The sequence below is a fragment of the Bradyrhizobium sp. NAS96.2 genome (assembly GCF_001908235.1).
In the GTDB taxonomy this organism is placed as follows: domain Bacteria; phylum Pseudomonadota; class Alphaproteobacteria; order Rhizobiales; family Xanthobacteraceae; genus Bradyrhizobium.
Window position 1 is genome coordinate 1 of record NZ_LGHK01000034.1, and the last position, 18,760, is coordinate 18,760.

Consider the following 18,760-nt stretch of genomic DNA (forward strand, 5'->3'; position numbering starts at 1 on the left):
CACGCGAACCGGTGTCCACTTCGCTCGAAAGCGCTTTTGACCAAAGAGGATCGATCATGTCCGTCAAGGTGAATAGACTCGACCATCTCGTGATCAACGTCACCGATGTCGTGCGCTCGGTTGCCTGGTACAGCAGGATCCTCGGCATGGAGGTAAAGGTGTTCGACCCCGGCAAGGGCAAGACACCGCGCACCTCGCTGGTGTTCGGCAATCAGAAGATCAACGTGCGGCCGCGCGATGCCGACAAGGTGGAATGGTTCACCGCCGATCACGAGGCGGCCGGCAGCGACGATCTCTGCTTCCTCACCTCGAGCACGCCCGAGCAGGTGGTCGCGCATCTGAAGGCCAACGGCGTGAAGATCGAGGAAGGCCCGGTGGCCAAGCAGGGCGCGCGCGGCACGCTGCGCTCGGTCTATTGCCGCGACCCCGACGGCAGCCTGATCGAGATCTCGTCGTACGAGGATGGCGCTAAGTAGCTTTCATCGCGAGCCACCGATCGCGAGGCTGCGAAGCGCGCCCGATCATAGGTGCCGAGAATAGATCCACCCTTTCCGCGCGGCGGAACGGATCGCTTTGGCGCAACATTGCTCTGCAAATCCCGATTTGCTCTTGACGCACGCCGATGGCAGAACTGCTGCCAACCAAGATCAAGGGCCGCCGCCAAGGCTGCGGGAGGACATATGACCAATTCAAAAGCAGTGCCGGGAATCGTGGGGCCGTTTGCCGGGCTCGACGTGCCATGGCTGCTCGCGATGCGCGCCGAGGTGCGCCGCGAGCATCCGTTCCTGATCTGGGCGCCGTTCGATGCGCCGGCGCGGCGCTGGAGCTACGGCGAATTCCATGAGCGGGTCGGCGCGCTGGCGGCGGGCCTCGCCAAGCGCGGCATCAAGCAAGGCAACTATGTCCTGATTCATCTCGACAACTGCGTCGAGGCGATCATGTCGTGGTTCGCCTGCGTCGAGCTCGGCGCCATCGCCGTCACCACCAACACGCGCTCGGCGGCCGCCGAGATCGAATATTTCGCCGGCCATTGCGGCGCAGTCGCCGCGATCACCCAGCCGGCCTATGCCGAACTGATATCGGCCAACTGCAAGGGGCTGCGCTGGATCGCGGTGACCTCCCATGACGCCGGGCAGGCGCCGGCGCAAGCGCCCGCGCGCGGCGACAGTTTTGACGCGCTGTTCGCCGACAGCGCCGACCGGTCGAAGCGCCCGATCGATCCGCTCGCACCGTGCAGCGTGCAATACACCTCCGGCACCACGTCGCGGCCGAAGGCGGTGCTGTGGACCCATGCCAACGCGCTGTGGGGCGCCAAGATCAACGCCGCGCATCAGGACCTGCACGCGAGCGACGTGCACCAGACCTATCTGCCGCTGTTTCACACCAACGCGCTGGCCTATTCGATGCTGGCGATCCTGTGGGTCGGCGGCACCTGCGTGATCCAGCCGCGCTTCTCGGCGAGCCGATTCTGGCCGGTGGCACTCGATCACGGCTCGACCTGGACCTCGACGATCCCGTTCTGCATGAAGGCGCTGCTGGAGCACGAAGTGCCGAAGCATCACAAGTTCCGGCTCTGGGGCACTGCCGTGAACGAGCCGCCGGCCTTCGCCGTATTCGGCATCAAGATCATCGGCTGGTGGGGCATGACCGAGACCATCACCCACGGCATCATCGGCGAGGTCGATCAGCCGAACCCGCCGATGTCGATCGGCCGCGCCGCGCCGGAATACGAAATTCGCATCACCAACGATGACGGCACCGCGACCGGCGTCGGCGAGACCGGCAATCTCCTGATCAAGGGCATCCCCGGCCTATCGCTGTTCGCCGAATATCTGCACAACGAGAAGGCCACGCGCGAGAGCTTTGACGAGCACGGCTACTTCATCACCGGCGACCGCGTCACGATGCTGGAGCGCGGCTATATCAAGTTCGGCGATCGTTCGAAGGACATGCTGAAGGTTGGCGGCGAGAATGTCGCGGCCTCCGAGATCGAGCAGGTGATCGCGGTGGTGCCGGGCGTGCGCGAAGCCGCCGTGGTGGCGAAGAAGCATCCGATGCTGGACGAGGTGCCGGTTGTGTTCATCATCCCGCAAACCGGCGTCGCCGCCCTGCCCGCCGATCTGCACGACAAGGTCATGACCGCCTGCCGCTCGGCGCTCGCCGACTTCAAGGTGCCGCGCGAGATCCGCTTCGTCGATGAGATGCCGCGCTCGACGCTGGAGAAGGTCGCGAAGGCGGAGTTGCGGAAGATGCTGGAGTAGGATCTGCTCGTCATTGCGAGCGAAGCGAAGCAATCCATTTCAGCACTTGTTGAGACATGGATTGCTTCGTCGCTGCGCTCCTCGCAATGACGGATAGGCCTTAGTTTACCTCGAAGCGGATCGGCAGCTTCTTCGGGCCATTCACAAAATAGGCCTGCGTCATCTTCACCTCGCCGTCGAGCGACAGCGATTTCAGATGCGGAAGCAGCTCCTCGAACAGGATGCGCATCTCGAGCTTGGCGAGATACTGGCCGAGGCACAGATGCGCGCCATAGCCGAACGCGACGTGGCGGTTGGGCTTGCGGTCGCTGCGGAAGCGATCGGGGTCCTCGAACACCTCCTCGTCGCGATTGCCCGAGGCGTAGCACAGCATCAGCCAATCACCCTTGGCGATCTTGCGGCCGCCAAGCTCGGTGTCGGCGGTGGCCGAGCGCATGAAATGCTTGACCGGCGTCATCCAGCGGATCGACTCGTCGACCAGGCCCGGGATCAGTTCCGGGTTGGCCTTCACCTTGGCGAATTCCGCCGGGTCCCTGGCCAGCGCCCAGATCGCGCCGGCGGTCGAGGATGAGGTGGTGTCGTGGCCGGCGGTCGCGACGATCATGTAATAGCTGGTCTGATCGTGCTCGGGCATGTAATCGCCGCCGATCTTCGCATTCGCAATCACGGTGGCGAGATCGTCGCGCGGGTTCTGGCGGCGATCCTCGGTGATCTTGCGGAAGTAGGCGGAGAAGTCGGCGATGATCGCCTGCAGCATCACCGAGACCTGCTCCGCGCTGAGCGCGTCGCGGACGCGTGCCGTATCGGGATCCTGCGGGCCGAACAGCTCCTGCGTCAGCTTGAGCATGCGCGGCTCGTCCGCCTCGGGCACGCCGAGGATCTCCATGATGACGTGCAGGGGATAGCCGAGCGCGACGTCCTCGACGAAATCGCAGGCGCCGCCGCGGTCGAGCATGCGCCGTACGGTTGAGCGCGCGATCTCGCGGACGCGGCCCTCGAACTTGCCGAGATTGGCCGGCATGAACCAGCCCTGCGTCAGCGCGCGGTATTTCGGATGGTCGGGCGCGTCCATCTGGACCAGCGAGCGCACCAGATTGGGGCCGCCGGTGATCTTGCGAACGCGCTCCTCGAGCGCCTGGTTGGTCAGCGTGGTCGGCCGGTCGGCATTGTGGAACAGGTCGTTCTGCCGGCTGATCGCCTGGATATGCGCGTGCTTGGTCACCACCCAGAACGGATCGAACTTCTCGGGTCGCGCGATGCCGAGCGGATTGTTGGCGCGCAGCCAGCGATAGCTGTCGTGGATGCGATCATCGGCATAGGCGACGGGATCGACAAGGGTTGCCGCGATGTCGGCGGGGATGTCCATATCCCCGGTCGTTACCGTATCCATGATGTTCCTCACCCGCCCAGAGCATCGGTCACACCGATGATCGCCGAAATCTAGGCGGGGTTAAGGACGCGGACTTGCGTTGATTGGCTAAAAGCCTTGCCTCAGACGTCATTGCGAGGAACGACGCGACGAAGCAATGACAGCAGAAGCCGCGAGGGCTCAATAATGCCCGAACGCCACCGGGCGGAACGCCTGTAGGAGTTGCTGATCGAGCTTGCCGCCCATCTCCTCCATCATGGAGAACGCCTTGGCGTGGGTGAATTGAAGCCGGTAGGCGCGCTTCTCGACCAGGGCGGCGTAGACGTCGACGATGGTGGTGACGCGGACGATGTCGCTGATCTGGTTGCCGCTGAGGCCGTTCGGATAGCCGGTGCCGTCGAGGAATTCGTGATGATGCAGGATCACGTCGAGCATTTCCGGCGGGAAGCCGCCCTGCGCCGACAGTGCCTCGTAGCCGCGGCGCGGATGCTCGCGCATCTCGGCCATCTCCTCGACCGTCAATGCGCCGGGCTTGTCGAGCAGCGCGACCGGAATGAAGGCCTTGCCGACATCGTGCAGCAGCGCGGCGCGCGCGAGCCGGCGCTGGTCGTCCTCACGCATGCCGAGATGCTGCGCGAATGCAACGGCAAAGCCGGTCACGAACAGGCAATGGCGATAGGTCTCCTGGTGATGGCAGCCCACCGTGGTCAGCCATTCGCGCAGCGAGTTGTGCTTGATCGCCTTGAGGATCTTGTTTTCGGCGGCAACGATGTCCTCGAACTTGAGCGGCTCGCCGGCGCGCATCCGCTCGAACATCTTGACCATCACGGCATGCGCGGCCTCGACGCCGCGGTTGAGCGCCTTGCCGCGGTCGGTCTCGTCATAGCCGCTGTCGTCGGGAAATGCGGCGCGGATGCGCTGCAGGAGGCCGCGCGCATCGAACGGCCGCGAGATCGTGTCGGTGGCGCCGAGCGCCCAGGCCTGCATCGAGGCGTGGTGCAGCGCATCTGCCAGCACGAACAGCCGCGGCATCTCGCGATAGGCGTCGGCCTGCAGCTTGGCGCGGACCATTTGCACGGCTTCGGGCGAGCGCAGATTGATGTCGACGACGATACCGGAGAGATCGTGGGCCGGATGCTCGGGAATATCCGATGTGAGAACGGTATCGACCTCGCCGACCGAGCGCAGGATGCTGGCGAGTTCGTGGCTTTGATCGCTTCGATCTGACGCCAGCAGGAGACGGCGCTTCGAAGTCTGGTTATTGGCCAAGGCAGTCATGGAATCCCCGTCGCGGTAACGACCGATGCCGACGCTACCTGACGATGCGTTCCCTCCGCCTTAATGGGGATGCTGAACGGCGGTTAAGGGCAATGGATACAATTTGATGGATCGCGGATTCCGCCAGCAAGATCAGGCGGCCCGGAAATCAATCCGGACGCGGGCATCGCGGGCGGATGATGAATTTTTGCAGGTCAAAGGTGCCGATGCCGCCACGACCTGTCGACGCCCAGGACCTGCCGAGCCCGAGCGCAAAAAAACGCCGGAGAGCGATCCGCTCTCCGGCGTTTTCATTGGTTCAAGCGGTTACGCCTTCATCGCAGCCTTGACGGCCTCCGCGGTGATCGGCAGGCCGCGGACACGGGCGCCGACCGCGTTGAAGACGGCGTTGCCGATCGCCGGCGCCACCACCGTCACCGCGGGCTCGCCGACGCCGGTCGCCTTCTCGCCATTGGCGATGACGTTGACCGCAACTTCCGGCAGCTGGCTCATCCGAAGCGGCGTATAGCTGTCGAAGTTGGTCTGCTCGATGCCGCCGTCCTTCAACGTCGCCTTCTCGAACAGCGCGAGTGACATGCCCCACAGCGCCGCGCCCTCGACCTGGGCCCGGATGCCGTCGGGATTCACCTGCGTACCAACGTCGGTCGCAACCGTCAGCTTCTTCACCGTCACCTCGCCCGAGGGGGCGACTGCGACATGGGCGACGCAGGCGGTCCAGCTCGCCGTGGCGCGCTCCTGCGACGACACGCAGGCAACGCCCATGCCTTCGCCCTTAGGCAGCTTCTTGGTGCCGTAGCCGGCCAGCCCCATCGCCGCGAGCAAGGTGTTGCGGAGACGCTGCGCGCCGCCGTCGTTCTTGCCCTTGCCGTCGAGCAGTTCGACGCGAAGCAGAGCCGGGTCCTTGCCGGTCGCATGGGCGATCTCGTCGACCATGCTTTCGACCGCCCAGAACGTCCAGCCCGGCGCCACCGAGCGGAGCTGACCGGACGGGGTGGCGTTGTGCGCCATCTCGTTCTTGATCGCCCGCACATAGTGGTTGGGTACGGTGTAGAAGAAGTCCGAGCCGTTGACCGTGAACGCGTCGAGCGGCCCCTTCTTGTCGACCGAAGGCGACAGGAAGTCGGGGATGCCCCAACGCTGGGTCGGCCAGGCAGAGACGACATCGTGGCTCAATGCGACGAGCTTGCCGTCGCCGTCCACGCCAGCCTTCACCTTCTGGTAGGTCAGCGGACGCGAGAAATCCATCGTCATGTCGTTCTCGCGCGTGTAGATGACCTTGACCGGCTTGCCGACAGCCTTCGCCGCCTGCACCGCCGGCACCATCATGTCGGCGTCGAGACGCCGGCCGAAGCCGCCGCCCAGCCACATCTGGTGCATCACCACGAACTTCGGATCGATCCCGGCGGCGCCGGCCGCGATCGCACCGGAGCGCGTCGCGAACTGGTTACCGGAATAGATGTGCAGGATGTCGCCCTTGAACTCCGCGGTGGCGTTCATCGGCTCCATCGGCGCGTGGATGTTGATGTTGGTGGTGTATTCCGCCTCCAGCACCTTGGCCGCCGTGCCGAAGGCCGCGTTCGGATCGCCGTCCTTGACGAAGAACTGGCCGGAATCGCTGAGTCCTTGCAGCCGCTTGGCTTCGGTGAGCAGCGATTCGCTGGACAGCTTCGCGTTCGGACCGCCATCGTAGTCGATCTTCAGCGCCGCCGCCGCCTTCTTGGCGTTGGCATAGGTGTTGGCGACCGCGACGACCCAGCCGGTGGTGGTCGTGGTCTTGTCGTCCAGGGTGACGGCCTTGATGAAGCCCGGCACCTTCTTGGCCGCGCTATCGTCCACCGACTTCACGGTGGCGCCGTAGCGGACCGGCGGGGTGACCAGCGCGCCATGGACCATGCCCGGCAGCATCACGTCGATGCCGTATTTGGCCGTGCCGTTGACCTTCAACGGAATGTCGAGCTGCGGCACCGAGACGCCGATCATGGTGTATTGATCCGGCGACTTCAGCTTGATCGCCTTCAGATCGTCCGCCGTGAAGGTCTTGGTCGCCTTGCCGCTCTTCACCACCTCGGCGAACGACATCGACTTCTTCGACTTCGGATGGCTGATCCTGGAATCGCGCACCACCAGTTCGCCGGCGGGTACGCCCATCGAGGCTGCTGCCGCCTCGGTCAATGCGATGCGGCCGGCAGCGCCGGCGCGGCTCATGGCGTCGAAGTTCATCATCGTCGACCAGCTGCCGCCGGTGATCTGCGCGCCCAGCACGGGATCGTTGAACTTCGGATCGTTGGAGGCGAGCTGGACCCGCATGTCCTTCCAGTTCGCGCCGAGCTCTTCGGCCACGATCTGCGCCATCGTCGAGGCGACGTGCTGGCCCATGTCGGCCTTGCCGCAGGTCACGGTGACGAGACCATCGGGCGCGATCGCGTACCAGACGCTCGGTTCGAAGTTGGCGGGTGCGGGCGCCGCAAGCGCCTGGTCGATGCCGGACCCGGCATAGCCGAGCACGAGACCGGTTGCAGCGGTGCCGACCAGGAAGGAACGGCGGCTGAGGTCGGTCGTCTCGGGCGTGAGGTTTTTCACGTGCTTGTTCATGTGGCCCTCCGCTCGGATCCGGTGGCCGATGCGGTGCGCATGTCGGACGCAGCGCGCATGATCGCCTTCTGGATACGTGAATAGGTCATGCAACGGCAGAGATTGCCGTCCATATGCGCGACCACTTCTTCCTTGGTCGGGTTGGTGTTCTTCGACAGCAGCGCCGCCGCCTGCATGATTTGGCCGGACTGGCAGTAGCCGCATTGCGGCACCTGCTCGGCGACCCAGGCCTTCTGCAACGGATGTTCGCCCTTGGCGGAGAGGCCTTCGATGGTGGTGATCTTCTTGCCGACGGCGTCGGCGAGCGAGGTCTGGCAGGACCGCACCGCTTCGCCGTTGAGGTGAACCGTGCAGGCACCACAGAGACCGGCGCCGCACCCGAATTTTGTGCCCGTCATCTGCAATTGCTCGCGGATGACCCAAAGCAGCGGCGTGTCACTGGCCGCTTCGACGGACATATTCCGTCCATTGATATTGAGATTTGGCATCTCTCTCCCCTTCCGGTGTCGGAAGCCGCTTACGGCGGCAACTCACTGTTGGGTCGTGCCTGGCGCCCACCGGGACAGCGACAGTTGCCGAAACAATGATCCGGTTCCCGGCTGGAGGCAATCCAATTTGGAATTGATCGAAAAGAATAAATTTCGGAAACTGCCGGTTGTGCGATGCGGCAACGGCATGAAGCTTTTGAAATGCCAATATTGATGCCGTATCGATCACTCCTACCAAGGTCGGTAGCGCTGCCAGACCTCGCATCGACAACAGAAGGAGCCCGTCAATGGCCAAGCTCAACCGCAGCGGCGTCGATATCTATTATGAGATTCACGGCAGCGGCCCGCCCTTGATCCTCACCCACGGCTATTCGTCGACCTCCGCAATGTGGCAGGGCCAGATCGAGGCGCTGTCGAAGCGGCACAAACTGATCCTGTGGGACATGCGCGGGCACGGCCAGTCCGACTATCCCGACAACCCGGACGCCTATAGCGAAGCACAGACGGTCGGAGACATCGCCGCCCTGCTCGACGCCGCCGGCGCCGACCAGGCGATCGTTGGCGGCCTGTCGCTCGGCGGCTACATGTCGCTCGCCTTCCATCGCGCCCACCCTGCGCGGGTGCGTGCGCTGCTGATCATCGACACTGGTCCGGGATTCAAGAAGGACGACGCCCGCGAGGTCTGGAACAAGCGCGCCCGCGACACCGGCGACCGCTTCGATCGCGAAGGGCTCGAGGTACTGAAATCCTTGAGCGCCGAGCGCGCGTCGGTCACGCATCGCAACGCCAAGGGCCTCGCGCTCGCCGCGCGCGGCATGCTGGCGCAGCGCGATGCCCGGGTGATCGAGTCATTGCCTGATATCAAGGTGCCGTCGCTGGTTGTGGTCGGCGCCGACGACATGCCGTTCCTGGCGGCGTCCGACTACATGGCGGCAAAGATCCCGGGCGCGCAGAAGGCGGTGATCCCGAACGCCGGCCATGCCGTCAACATCGACCAACCGCAGGCCTTCATCGACGCCGTGCTGCCGTTCCTCGATGGCCTCGCGACGAACGGGCCCGGAAAGGCCGCCTCATGAAGACGGTTGTCGTCGCTCTGTTGCTGACGGCGGCCGCGACCGACGCGAACGCCCAGAAGCCACGGCTGTTCGCCGACCCGGCCACGCCGACCTTCACCGCGACGCTGTCCAACCACACACCGCTGGTGTTCGGCATGGGCGTCGCGGACGCGCAACGCGCGCTCGGCACACCCTTCACCTATGTCAGCGGGCGGCCCGGCAACGAGATTTTCCTGACCTTCCGCGACCTCGGCGGCAGCGGGCTGTTCCCGCACCATGACCGTCTCTTCCTGCAATTCCGCAAGCACCGGCTGACCGGCTGGAAGGCCGACTGGGGCGAGAACTGGATGTGGCGCTAAACCCCTTCATGCAACCCCCAACGACAAGGATGGACCATGGGACAAGACATCAGACTGAAGGCTTCGGACGGATTTGAACTCGGCGCCTATCGCGCCGATCCCGCCGGCGCACCGAAGGGCGCTGTGGTCGTGATCCAGGAGATTTTTGGCGTCAACCACCACATCCGCGCGGTCTGCGACCGGCTGGCGAAGGAGGGCTATGTCGCGATCGCGCCCTCGATCTTCGACCGCATCACGCCGAACTTCCAGAGCGGCTACTCACCCGATGAAGTCGCCGAGGCGCGAAAGTTCGTCGCCAACCCCGACTTTCCTGCGATGCTGCGCGACAGCCAGGCGGCGATCGACGCAGTGAAGCCGGTCGGGCCGGTCGGCATCATCGGCTTCTGCCTCGGCGGCAGCATCGCCTATGCGGCCGCGACCAAGCTGACCGGGCTCTCGGCCGCGATCGGCTATTACGGCGGCGCCATCATCCGCTTCGCCGACGACAAGCCCGCCGTGCCGACGCAGCTGCATTTCGGCGAGAAGGATGCCGGCATTCCCCTGAGCGACGTCGAGACCATCAAGTCGAAGCGGCCCGAGGTCGAGGTCTTCATCTACCCCGGCGCACAGCACGGCTTCCATTGCGACGAGCGCGCCAGCTACGACAAGGCGAGCGCCGACATCGCCTGGCCGCGCAGCATGGAATTTTTCGGGAAGCATCTGAAGAAGTGACGCTGTAAGCGTCATTTTGGGATGGTGCGCAAGCACCAGACCTCAGGTGCGCAATTGCGCACCGGGGAATCTCGAGATTCTCGGTGCGCTATTGCGCACCTGAGGGTTCGATGCTGCGCATCGCCCCGGAATGACGAAGGACGTCGTCCTTCGTCAGAACCAGCGCTCGCCGACGAACACCGTATCGCCCGGGCTCATCGGCGTGCCCAGCGGCACCACGAAGCGGCCGGCGCCGGACGCATCGGTGTGGGTCAGCGTGACGCTGTCGCGTTTGGCCCGCGGCGAGAAACCGCCGGCGATCGCGACCGCGCTCTCGACGGTCATGTTCGGCACATAGGGATATTGGCCGGGAGCCTGGACCTCGCCGAGGATGAAGAACGGCCGGTAGGATTCGATCTCGACCGCCACTGAAGGCTCGCGGATGAAGCCGTTGCGCAGCCGTGCCGAGATTTCGCCGGCGAGCCCGGCCGGGGTGCGGCCACGGGCCGGCACCGAGCCGATCAACGGCATGGTGATCGCGCCCGCGGCGTCGATCGCATAGGAGTTGGTCAGGCCTTCCTGGCCGTAGACCACGACGCGAAGCTTGTCGCCCGGACCGAGATGATAGGAGTTGTCGTAACCGGCGGGCCTACCCGGTGCGGCGGCATAAACGACCGGCGCGGCATAGCCATATCCAGGGGAAGCGCTGGCGAAGGCGGAACGCAATGCGCTGATGGCACCGCCGCCTCCGTCGGCAACAGGAGCGGGTGCGTAGGCCGGACCATAGGTGACGGCATCGACGCCTTGCGGGCCGACCGCGACGGGACCGGACGTGCTCATGCAGCCAGACAGCGCGAGCGCAGCCACAACGGCAGTGATCGGCAATCGTAACGCGCGTGCAACCGGCACCGGACCTATCCCTCAACGGCGAGACAGGCCCAGTCTTGCACCACTTATGGTTAACAAAGGGTTTGCGCGGCCCGAGTGGGGAGCCGGAAGGCCCGCCTCCCCATCGATTTAACGCAAGGCCGATGCGGTCAGGCGGCGGTGACGCCGACGCCGATCGGGCACGACACGCCGGTGCCGCCGAGCCCGCAATAGCCTGCCGGATTCTTGGCGAGGTATTGCTGATGGTAGTCCTCGGCGAAGTAGAACTCGCCTGACGGTGCGATCTCCGTCGTGATCGCGCCGAGCCCCTTGGCGGCTAGCGCCTTCTGGTACATCGCCTGCGACGCATCGGCTGCTTTGCGCTGCGCGTCGCTGAACGTGTAGATCGCGGAACGATATTGCGTGCCGATGTCGTTGCCCTGGCGCATGCCCTGCGTCGGGTTGTGGTTCTCCCAGAACGTCTTCAGCAGCTTCTCGTAGGCGATTTTCTTCGGGTCGAACACGACCAGCACGACTTCGGTATGGCCGGTGCGCCCCGAGCACACCTCTTCATAGGTCGGGTTCGGCGTGTGGCCGCCGGCGTAGCCGACCGCCGTGGTGTAGATCCCGTCGCCGAGTTCCCAGAACTTGCGTTCCGCGCCCCAGAAGCAGCCGAGCCCGAACACCGCCTGCTCGAGGCCTTGCGGATAGGGCGGCGTCAAGTTGCTCCCATTGACGAAATGCGTGGTCGCGGTCGGGATCGGCGTCGCGCGGCCCGGCAGCGCCTCGGCGGCACTTGGCAACGCGGTGGTCTTGCGCATGAACAACATGGATACCTCCAGGCGGGACATCGGCCGACGCGGGCTGCGGCCTGCGGGCCGGCTGTCACCTATATATGTCCTTACGCAGATGATGGCAGCCCCGTTACTGATCGCTGCGGCCAGCAGGGCTGCAGCCAGCTCAGTCGCGTGCGTAACCGATCAGGGGCTTGCGCCGCCGGAACAGGATCATCAGCAGGATGCCGGCAATGCCGAGCACCGCGAACACCGGTTGCTCCAGGAGCAGGCGGATCACATCGTTCCAGAGCCAGGGCGCGAAGCGGTCCACCCAGGCATGGAACGCCTGCTGGCTCGACTGGTGGATATCGTTCCAGAACTGCCCGAATTGGGTGAACCGCAGGCTCTGGTCGGCGACGTAGCGGGCCCCGTCATAGACCATGAAAATGAAGCTGCCAGCGAGCAGCAAAAGGCCGATCAGACGGAAAAAGCCGCGGATCATGCGTCACCCAAACTCCCTGTCGCGCCCCACGCGTCGTCAGGCCTTACCGGGCGCCCCCCGGAAATTCAACCTCTTCAGCGGCTTATCCGGCCCTCGGAGGCCCGATTTCAGGCCCTTTTTCGGTCCCGAAAGCGTTGACGCTATCGCCTGCGCCATCTATAAGACCGGCCGATGGCGGCGGGCGCAATCCTGCCGCCGCTGTTCTTTGGACAGTGCCGCATGCGGGGGCAGCAATTTTGCGCTCTTTGCATGGCCGCCTCAAGGACACCCAAGTCAATACCTTGGACAAATACATCAGAGTTGAGATTTGAACCGGCCGGTGCGCGCAAGCCCGACCACCGAGCGATCACCGCCGAAGGACAGTTAGAGAACCATGGCCAACACCACCTCCGCCAAGAAGGCGACCCGCAAGATTGCCCGCCGCACCATCGTCAACAAGTCGCGTCGCACCCAGATGCGTGGCGCGGTGCGCACCGTCGAGGAAGCGATCAAGAGCGGCGACCGCGAGGCGGCACTCAAGGCGATGCGCAAGGCCGAGCCCGAGCTGATGAAGGCAGCGCAGCGCAACATCATTCACAAGAACCTCGCGAGCCGGAAGGTGTCGCGCCTCACGCAGAGCATCGCCAAGCTCGCGAAGTAACAAGCCGACTGGCCCGCCGGCCAATCGAGCTGACTGAAAAACACATTTGTCACGAAGCCCGGCTCACGCCGGGCTTTTTGTTTTCGTCTCGACTTTTGTCGTGGAAGTTTCATAGCGCGAGAAGACTCAGCGTTGCCGAGCAACAAACTGCGTGTCATGTTTCGTCGCGTCCGTAGTTCTACCGGCAAATATGCTTAACGCAGCGCACTCGCCCAGAGATTGTTGTGCGCTAAGCTGGATAGATGGAATAGCGCGCAAGCATTTCGCGTTGAAGATTGCGACGCGGGGTTACCCTGCAAAAGTAATCGAGAAAAATGACGTCTCGCGAATTACTTATGCACATAGCGCTGAACAGCGATTGGAAAAATGACCGGCGCGAGACCAAATGTAAATTTTCTATGAAAAATTTTTGGTATTGCACCGTCGTTTGTGACACGCGTGAATCTGTGCGCTGATTCAAAAACTTGCTTTCGCAACTCAGCATAGGCAACGCCGCAACAGTCGCGAAGAGTCTCGATCCCCGTCGAATCCACGGATTGTCAGAAAATGCACTTGGTGTATTTATTTCTTGTTCGCGACGCCCACGGCTCTCCAGATCAGCGCGGTTTGAGACCCAAGGGCGGACGCACAAATCGGCGGCGGTGTGTGCGTTAGCGACGCTCTCCAAGCGAAGCTAGATTGACGGCTCATAGCGATATGAGGACGGACGACCTGTGTCAAAATATCTCCGGCGATGTCCCCGGCAATTTGGGGGATCGAACAAGAGAGACCAGGACGTCAGTCGGAATCTGGCAGCGGGAACGCGGAGCAAGTGAACGGGTTGACGACGACACGGCGGCGGCGAAGCGCCGGGCATTTCGGTGTTCGGTAGCGGCAGTTCGAATTTGAAGACACCAGCAAGCTGACAACTTGCCGCGACACGTCGCGGTGGGAGGGGGAGGACTTATGCCTTACGGTATCATCACTGCAGTCGAACCAACGACAGCCGAAGTGCAGATCTCCAGTGGTGCCGTAATCAACCCCTTGGACATTGGCTCTCACCCGCAGAGTCCGTCGAGTACGCGCTGACCTCGCGGGACGCATCTTCTCCAAACAGCTGATCTGTCGCGTGGCGCATGGCCGCCACACGGGAGAGCCATGTCCGGAGCAGACCGCGCCCGCTAGAGGTCGCGTCGTGGCAGCAAACCTGCACGGCGCTTTCGCAATCATCATCTCTCAGTTTTGGAAAAGTACGAAGGCAATGACGAACACGGAACAGGATCGCTGGTCGCGGGTGAAGGGACGTTTGCGGACGAGCGTTGGGGAGGACGTTTACACGAGCTGGTTCGCACGGATGGATCTGGAGAGCGTGCACGATGAGAGCGTGCACCTGTCGGTTCCGACCCGGTTCCTCAAGAGCTGGATCCAGGCGCATTACGCCGACCGCGTTCTGACCTGCTGGCAGGCCGAGATGCCCGAAGTGCATCGCATCGACCTCACCGTGCGCTCCGCGATCCGTGCGATGGCGCCGGTGAAGGAAGCGGTTGCGCCGGTCGAGATGCGCCGTGTCGAGCGCACCGACGGCCGCCCCGCGCCGGAACTGCGCTCGGTTGCGACCGCGCCGGTGTCGGCCAGCCATGACGCGCTCGGCGGCTCGCCGCTCGATCCGCGCCTGACCTTTGCAAGCTTCGTCGTCGGCCGTTCCAACACGCTGGCCCATGCGGCCGCGCGCCAGGTCGCGGAAGGACGCCGCGGCGATCCCGTGATGTTCAACCCACTCTACATCCATGCCGGCGTCGGCCTCGGCAAGACGCATCTGCTGCAGGCGGTGACCTGGGCCGGCAACTCCGGCGGCGAGCGCAAGGTGCTGTATCTGACCGCCGAGAAGTTCATGTACGGCTTCGTCGCGGCGCTGAAGACGCAGACGGCGCTGGCGTTCAAAGAAGCGCTGCGCGGCATCGACGTGCTTGTCATCGACGATCTGCAGTTCCTGCAGGGCAAGTCGACGCAGGCCGAGTTCTGCCACACGCTGAACGCGCTGATCGATGCCGGCCGCCAGGTCGTGATCGCGGCCGACCGTCCGCCGTCGGATCTGGAGAGCCTCGACGACCGCGTGCGCTCGCGGCTCGCCGGCGGCCTCGTGGTCGAGATGGGCTCGCTCGGCGAGGAACTGCGGCTTGGCATCCTCAAGTCGCGCGTCGCCGCGGCCCGCGTCCACCACGCAAGCTTCGACGTGCCGGAGGAAGTGCTCGACTATCTTGCGCGCACCATCACCCATAACGGCCGCGACCTCGAAGGCGCGATCAATCGCCTCTTGGCGCATTCCAAGCTCAACAACCAGCCGGTGACGCTGGAGATGGCCGAGCGCGAGGTGCGCGACCTGATCCGTCCGCAGGAGCCGAAGCGGATCAAGATCGAGGACATCCAGCGCGTGGTCGCCCGGCAGTACAATGTCAGCCGCTCCGACCTCCTGTCGTCGCGCCGTACCGCCAACGTGGTGCGCCCGCGCCAGGTTGCGATGTATCTGGCGAAGACCCTGACCCTGCGCTCGCTGCCGGAGATCGGCCGCAGGTTCGGCGGCCGCGACCACACCACGGTGCTGCACGCCGTGCGCAAGATTGAGGCACTGGTCGCCAAGGACACGGCGCTGTCGGAGGAAGTCGAATCGCTGAAGCGTCAGCTTCAGGAATAGACTTCCGTCGCAGGCCTCGCCCGTTCGGTCGCCCTTCCCTTTGTTGCAAGGGGGAGGGCGACCCATTTCGGGCCCAAAACGTGGGGAACAGACGCCGTCTCCCTTGCGCCAGCCCGCCATCCGCGCCACCTTGCGATCCCCCCGTGGGTTTGATCAAATCCGGTATTGATCCGACTTTTCGGGTTTCCGACGCCGCGATGCTGCCTGAACGGCCGCCCGGCTTTTCCATCTGAGGGATCTGGCGGGTATTGCAATGAAGGTCACCGTCGAGCGCGCGCAACTCCTGAAATCGCTGGGTCACGTTCACCGCGTGGTCGAGCGCCGCAACACCATCCCGATCCTCGGCAACGTGTTGATCCGCGCCGAGGGCGCCAAATTGTCGCTGAAGGCGACCGACCTCGATCTCGAGGTGACGGAGACCCTGGCGGCCGAGACCGGAACCGCCGGCTCGACCACGGTGCCCGCGCACATGTTCTACGACATCGTCCGCAAGCTGCCCGACGGCTCGCAGATCGTGCTCGAGGCCGACGGCGACCGCTCGGTGCTCGCGGTGCGCGCCGGCCGCTCGCGCTTCACGCTGCAGACCCTGCCCGAGAGCGATTTCCCCGGCCTTGCCGCCGGCGACATGACGCATTCGTTCTCGCTGCCGGCATCCGACATCAAGCGCCTGATCGACCGCACCCAGTTTGCGATCTCGACCGAAGAGACCCGCTACTACCTCAACGGCATCTATCTCCACGCCGCCGGCAGCGCCAAGGCCGCCACCCTGCGCGGGGTTGCGACCGACGGCCACCGCCTGGCCCAGATCGACCTCGCGCTGCCCAAGGGCGCGACCGGCATGCCCGGCGTGATCGTCCCGCGCAAGACCGTCGGCGAGGTGCAGCGGCTGATCGAGGGTGACGACGCCGAGATCTCGATCGAGCTGTCGGACGGCAAGATCCGCTTCACGCTCGGCAATGTGGTGCTGACCTCGAAGCTGATCGACGGCACCTTCCCGGACTATGGCCGCGTCATCCCGCAGAACAACGACAAGGAACTGGTCGTCGACAAGAAGGATTTCGAGGCCGCCGTCGACCGCGTCTCGACCATTTCCAGCGAGCGCGGTCGCGCGGTGAAGCTGGCTCTGTCCGCGGGCAAGCTGGTGCTCTCGGTCACCAACCCGGATTCCGGCAGCGCCACCGAAGAGCTCGAGGTCGAGTACGCCTCCGACGCGCTCGATATCGGCTTCAACTCGCGCTATCTGCTCGACATCGCCGCCCAGATCGAGGGCGAGGTCGCGGTGCTGAAGCTCGCCGATCCCGGCTCGCCGACCCTGGTGCAGGACCGCGACAGCAAGGGCGCGCTCTACGTGCTGATGCCGATGCGGGTGTGACGACTTTCTCCGCATATGCAACTGCACCCTCTCCCCTTGTGGGAGAGGGTGGCGCCGCAGGCGCCGGGTGAGGGGTTGGTGCCGCGAACGCCGAGCCATCGAGTAATCGACGAACGGCTCTGCAGCTTCGCAAAGAAGATGAGCCACGAGCCGACTGACGCTGAAGCGAAGTTGTGGCGCCTGCTGCGCGATCGGCGCCTGTCGCACTTGAAGTTTCGAAGGCAGGTTCCATTTCGAAATTGCATTCTCGACTTCGCCTGCTTTGAGAAGCGACTCGTGATCGAGATTGATGGCGGTCAGCACGCATCGTCGCCACGTGATGCATCCAGGACTGACGCGCTTGCGGCGGAAGGCTTTCGGGTCTGGCGTTACTGGAACAATGACGTATTACAGACGCCCGAGGCGGTGCTGGAGGACATCCTCGCCAAGCTTGCCGAGCTGTGAGATACCCCTCACCCGTCGCCTCATTTCGTGAGGCGCCACCCTCTCCCACAGGGGGAGAGGGCAAGGAAGCTAGATGACCCCGTCCCGCATTCATCGCCTGTCGCTGACGCATTTCCGCAATTACCGGGCGGCGACGCTGCAGGTCGCGGGCGACATGGTGGTGCTGGTCGGGCCGAACGGCGCCGGCAAGACCAATTGCATGGAGGCGGTCTCGTTCCTGTCGCCGGGCCGCGGCCTGCGCCGCGCGACGCTGGAGGACATCGCCGACAACCAGGGCGACGGCTCCTGGGCGGTGTCGGCGGAGGTCGAGGGGGGCGCTGGGCCTCGCCACGCTCGGCACCGGCATTGATCCGCCGACCGGCGAGACCAGCAACGCAAGGCGCTGCCGCATCGACCGCGAACCGGTGGGTTCCGCAACCGCCTTCGGCGACCATCTGCGCATCGTGTGGCTGACACCCGCGATGGACGGGTTGTTCATGGGCGCCGCCTCGGAGCGGAGGCGCTTCTTCGACCGCCTGGTGCTGGCGATCGATTCCGAGCATTCCAGCCGCGTCTCGGCGCTGGAGCGCTCGTTGCGCTCGCGCAACCGGCTGCTCGAGGTGCGCAACTATGACGACCATTGGTGTGATGCGATCGAGCGCGAGACCGCGGAGCTTGCGGTCGCGGTCGCCGCATCGCGCGGCCAGACCGCGGCCAAGCTCACGGTGATGCTGCGCGAGCGCGGCGCGGCCTCCGCCTTCCCGTCCGCCGAGATCATGCTCGACGGCTGGATGGAGATTGCGCTGCTGCAGGAGCCCGCAACCGCCGTCGAGGACCGCTACCGCGAGATCCTGCGCGCCAGCCGGCCCCGCGACGCCGCCGCCGGACGCACGCTCGACGGCCCGCATCTGACCGATCTGCAGGTGGTCTACGCGCCGAAGAACATGCCGGCGCGCGACGCCTCGACCGGCGAGCAGAAGGCGCTGTTGATCGGGCTGGTGCTGGCGCATGCCACGATGGTTGCGGAGATGACCGGCATCGTGCCGCTGCTGCTGCTCGACGAGGTCGTCGCCCATCTCGATCCCAACAGGCGCAAGGCGCTGTTCGACGAACTCGCCAAGCTCGGCGCGCAGGTCTGGATGACCGGCGCGGACCCCGCCGCCTTCGTCGATATCGGCCCGACGGGGGAGATTTTCGACGTCGAATCCGGCCGCGCCACACGGCGCGGCTGAGGCCGCAAAACAGGCTCCGAAAGGGCTTCGAATCTGCCTTCGAATCGGGCTTTTCAGAGCCTTCGGAATCGGCCTCCCCAGACCTTGAAAAAGGCCTAAAAAATCCTATCTATTCAACAGTTTGTAGAGAGAGACTTTGCGCTAGGCGCAACCCGTCTTTCGTGGCACAAATAGCGGAATCAGCG

General features: G+C 64.5%; 16 protein-coding genes and 1 pseudogene. 10 read left to right on the forward strand and 7 right to left on the reverse strand.

The window, feature by feature from the left end; all coding sequences use genetic code 11:
• Nucleotides 1–56: 56 nt before the first annotated feature.
• Nucleotides 57–476: a VOC family protein gene (locus tag AC628_RS09250; RefSeq protein WP_074126585.1), complete on the forward strand. Its 420-nt coding sequence runs from the start codon at nucleotides 57–59 to the stop codon at nucleotides 474–476.
• 204 nt (nucleotides 477–680) lie between these two features.
• On the forward strand, nucleotides 681–2,261 hold the full coding sequence (locus AC628_RS09255) for an AMP-binding protein (RefSeq protein ID WP_074126552.1): 1,581 nt from the start codon (nucleotides 681–683) through the stop codon (nucleotides 2,259–2,261).
• Between the two features lie 100 nt (nucleotides 2,262–2,361).
• On the opposite strand, the gene AC628_RS09260 is transcribed toward AC628_RS09255, so the two are convergent.
• From AC628_RS09260 to AC628_RS09275, 4 genes are all read right to left on the reverse strand, one after another.
• On the reverse strand, nucleotides 2,362–3,651 hold the full coding sequence (locus tag AC628_RS09260) for a cytochrome P450 (protein ID WP_143201510.1): 1,290 nt from the start codon (nucleotides 3,649–3,651) through the stop codon (nucleotides 2,362–2,364).
• A 159-nt stretch (nucleotides 3,652–3,810) separates the two neighbouring features.
• Nucleotides 3,811–4,908, reverse strand: coding sequence for an HD-GYP domain-containing protein (locus AC628_RS09265; RefSeq protein WP_074126554.1), 1,098 nt, complete (start codon nucleotides 4,906–4,908; stop codon nucleotides 3,811–3,813).
• A 306-nt stretch (nucleotides 4,909–5,214) separates the two neighbouring features.
• Entirely contained in the window at nucleotides 5,215–7,500 is a 2,286-nt protein-coding gene (locus AC628_RS09270; RefSeq protein WP_074126555.1) for a xanthine dehydrogenase family protein molybdopterin-binding subunit, read from the reverse strand.
• Entirely contained in the window at nucleotides 7,497–7,988 is a 492-nt protein-coding gene (locus tag AC628_RS09275) for a (2Fe-2S)-binding protein (protein WP_050405446.1), read from the reverse strand. The genes AC628_RS09270 and AC628_RS09275 overlap by 4 nt, the downstream gene beginning before the upstream one ends.
• 287 nt (nucleotides 7,989–8,275) lie before the next feature.
• Here AC628_RS09275 and AC628_RS09280 point away from each other — a divergent pair, with 287 nt between their 5' ends.
• The 3 genes from AC628_RS09280 to AC628_RS09290 are packed head-to-tail and all read left to right on the forward strand — an operon-like array spanning nucleotide 8,276 to nucleotide 10,113.
• Nucleotides 8,276–9,064, forward strand: a complete 789-nt coding sequence (locus tag AC628_RS09280) for an alpha/beta fold hydrolase (RefSeq protein ID WP_074126556.1) — start codon at nucleotides 8,276–8,278, stop codon at nucleotides 9,062–9,064.
• Nucleotides 9,061–9,402 (forward strand): hypothetical protein, encoded by a 342-nt coding sequence (locus tag AC628_RS09285; RefSeq protein WP_074126557.1) that lies wholly within the window; start codon nucleotides 9,061–9,063, stop codon nucleotides 9,400–9,402. Before AC628_RS09280 ends, AC628_RS09285 begins: the two co-directional genes overlap by 4 nt.
• A 36-nt stretch (nucleotides 9,403–9,438) precedes the next feature.
• Complete coding sequence (locus tag AC628_RS09290) at nucleotides 9,439–10,113, forward strand: dienelactone hydrolase family protein (protein WP_074126558.1); 675 nt, start codon at nucleotides 9,439–9,441, stop codon at nucleotides 10,111–10,113.
• A gap of 153 nt (nucleotides 10,114–10,266) precedes the next feature.
• Here the strand turns inward: AC628_RS09290 and AC628_RS09295 are convergent, their stop codons facing one another.
• The 3 genes from AC628_RS09295 to AC628_RS09305 all read right to left on the reverse strand — a co-directional run bounded on the left by AC628_RS09295 (nucleotide 10,267) and on the right by AC628_RS09305 (nucleotide 12,237).
• Nucleotides 10,267–11,001, reverse strand: coding sequence for a polysaccharide biosynthesis/export family protein (locus AC628_RS09295; RefSeq protein WP_074126559.1), 735 nt, complete (start codon nucleotides 10,999–11,001; stop codon nucleotides 10,267–10,269).
• 128 nt (nucleotides 11,002–11,129) lie between these two features.
• Nucleotides 11,130–11,789, reverse strand: coding sequence for a peptide-methionine (S)-S-oxide reductase MsrA (gene msrA, locus AC628_RS09300; protein ID WP_074126560.1), 660 nt, complete (start codon nucleotides 11,787–11,789; stop codon nucleotides 11,130–11,132).
• Nucleotides 11,790–11,919: 130 nt separating this feature from the next.
• The gene (locus AC628_RS09305) at nucleotides 11,920–12,237 is read right to left on the reverse strand and encodes a hypothetical protein (RefSeq protein ID WP_074126561.1); all 318 of its coding nucleotides are present in this window, start codon (nucleotides 12,235–12,237) and stop codon (nucleotides 11,920–11,922) included.
• Between the two features lie 373 nt (nucleotides 12,238–12,610).
• Between AC628_RS09305 and rpsT the strand changes: the two genes are divergently transcribed.
• The 5 genes and pseudogenes from rpsT (at nucleotide 12,611) to recF (ending at nucleotide 18,575) form a co-directional block, all read left to right on the forward strand.
• Entirely contained in the window at nucleotides 12,611–12,877 is a 267-nt protein-coding gene (rpsT, locus tag AC628_RS09310; protein WP_021077661.1) for a 30S ribosomal protein S20, read from the forward strand.
• Nucleotides 12,878–14,117: 1,240 nt separating this feature from the next.
• Nucleotides 14,118–15,548, forward strand: coding sequence for a chromosomal replication initiator protein DnaA (dnaA, locus tag AC628_RS09315; protein ID WP_074126562.1), 1,431 nt, complete (start codon nucleotides 14,118–14,120; stop codon nucleotides 15,546–15,548).
• A gap of 253 nt (nucleotides 15,549–15,801) precedes the next feature.
• Nucleotides 15,802–16,920 (forward strand): DNA polymerase III subunit beta, encoded by a 1,119-nt coding sequence (gene dnaN, locus AC628_RS09320; RefSeq protein ID WP_074126563.1) that lies wholly within the window; start codon nucleotides 15,802–15,804, stop codon nucleotides 16,918–16,920.
• A gap of 78 nt (nucleotides 16,921–16,998) precedes the next feature.
• On the forward strand, nucleotides 16,999–17,364 hold the full coding sequence (locus AC628_RS09325; protein WP_074126586.1) for an endonuclease domain-containing protein: 366 nt from the start codon (nucleotides 16,999–17,001) through the stop codon (nucleotides 17,362–17,364).
• A 73-nt stretch (nucleotides 17,365–17,437) separates the two neighbouring features.
• Nucleotides 17,438–18,575 (forward strand): annotated as a pseudogene (recF, locus tag AC628_RS09330) (DNA replication/repair protein RecF).
• Nucleotides 18,576–18,760 lie beyond the last annotated feature (185 nt).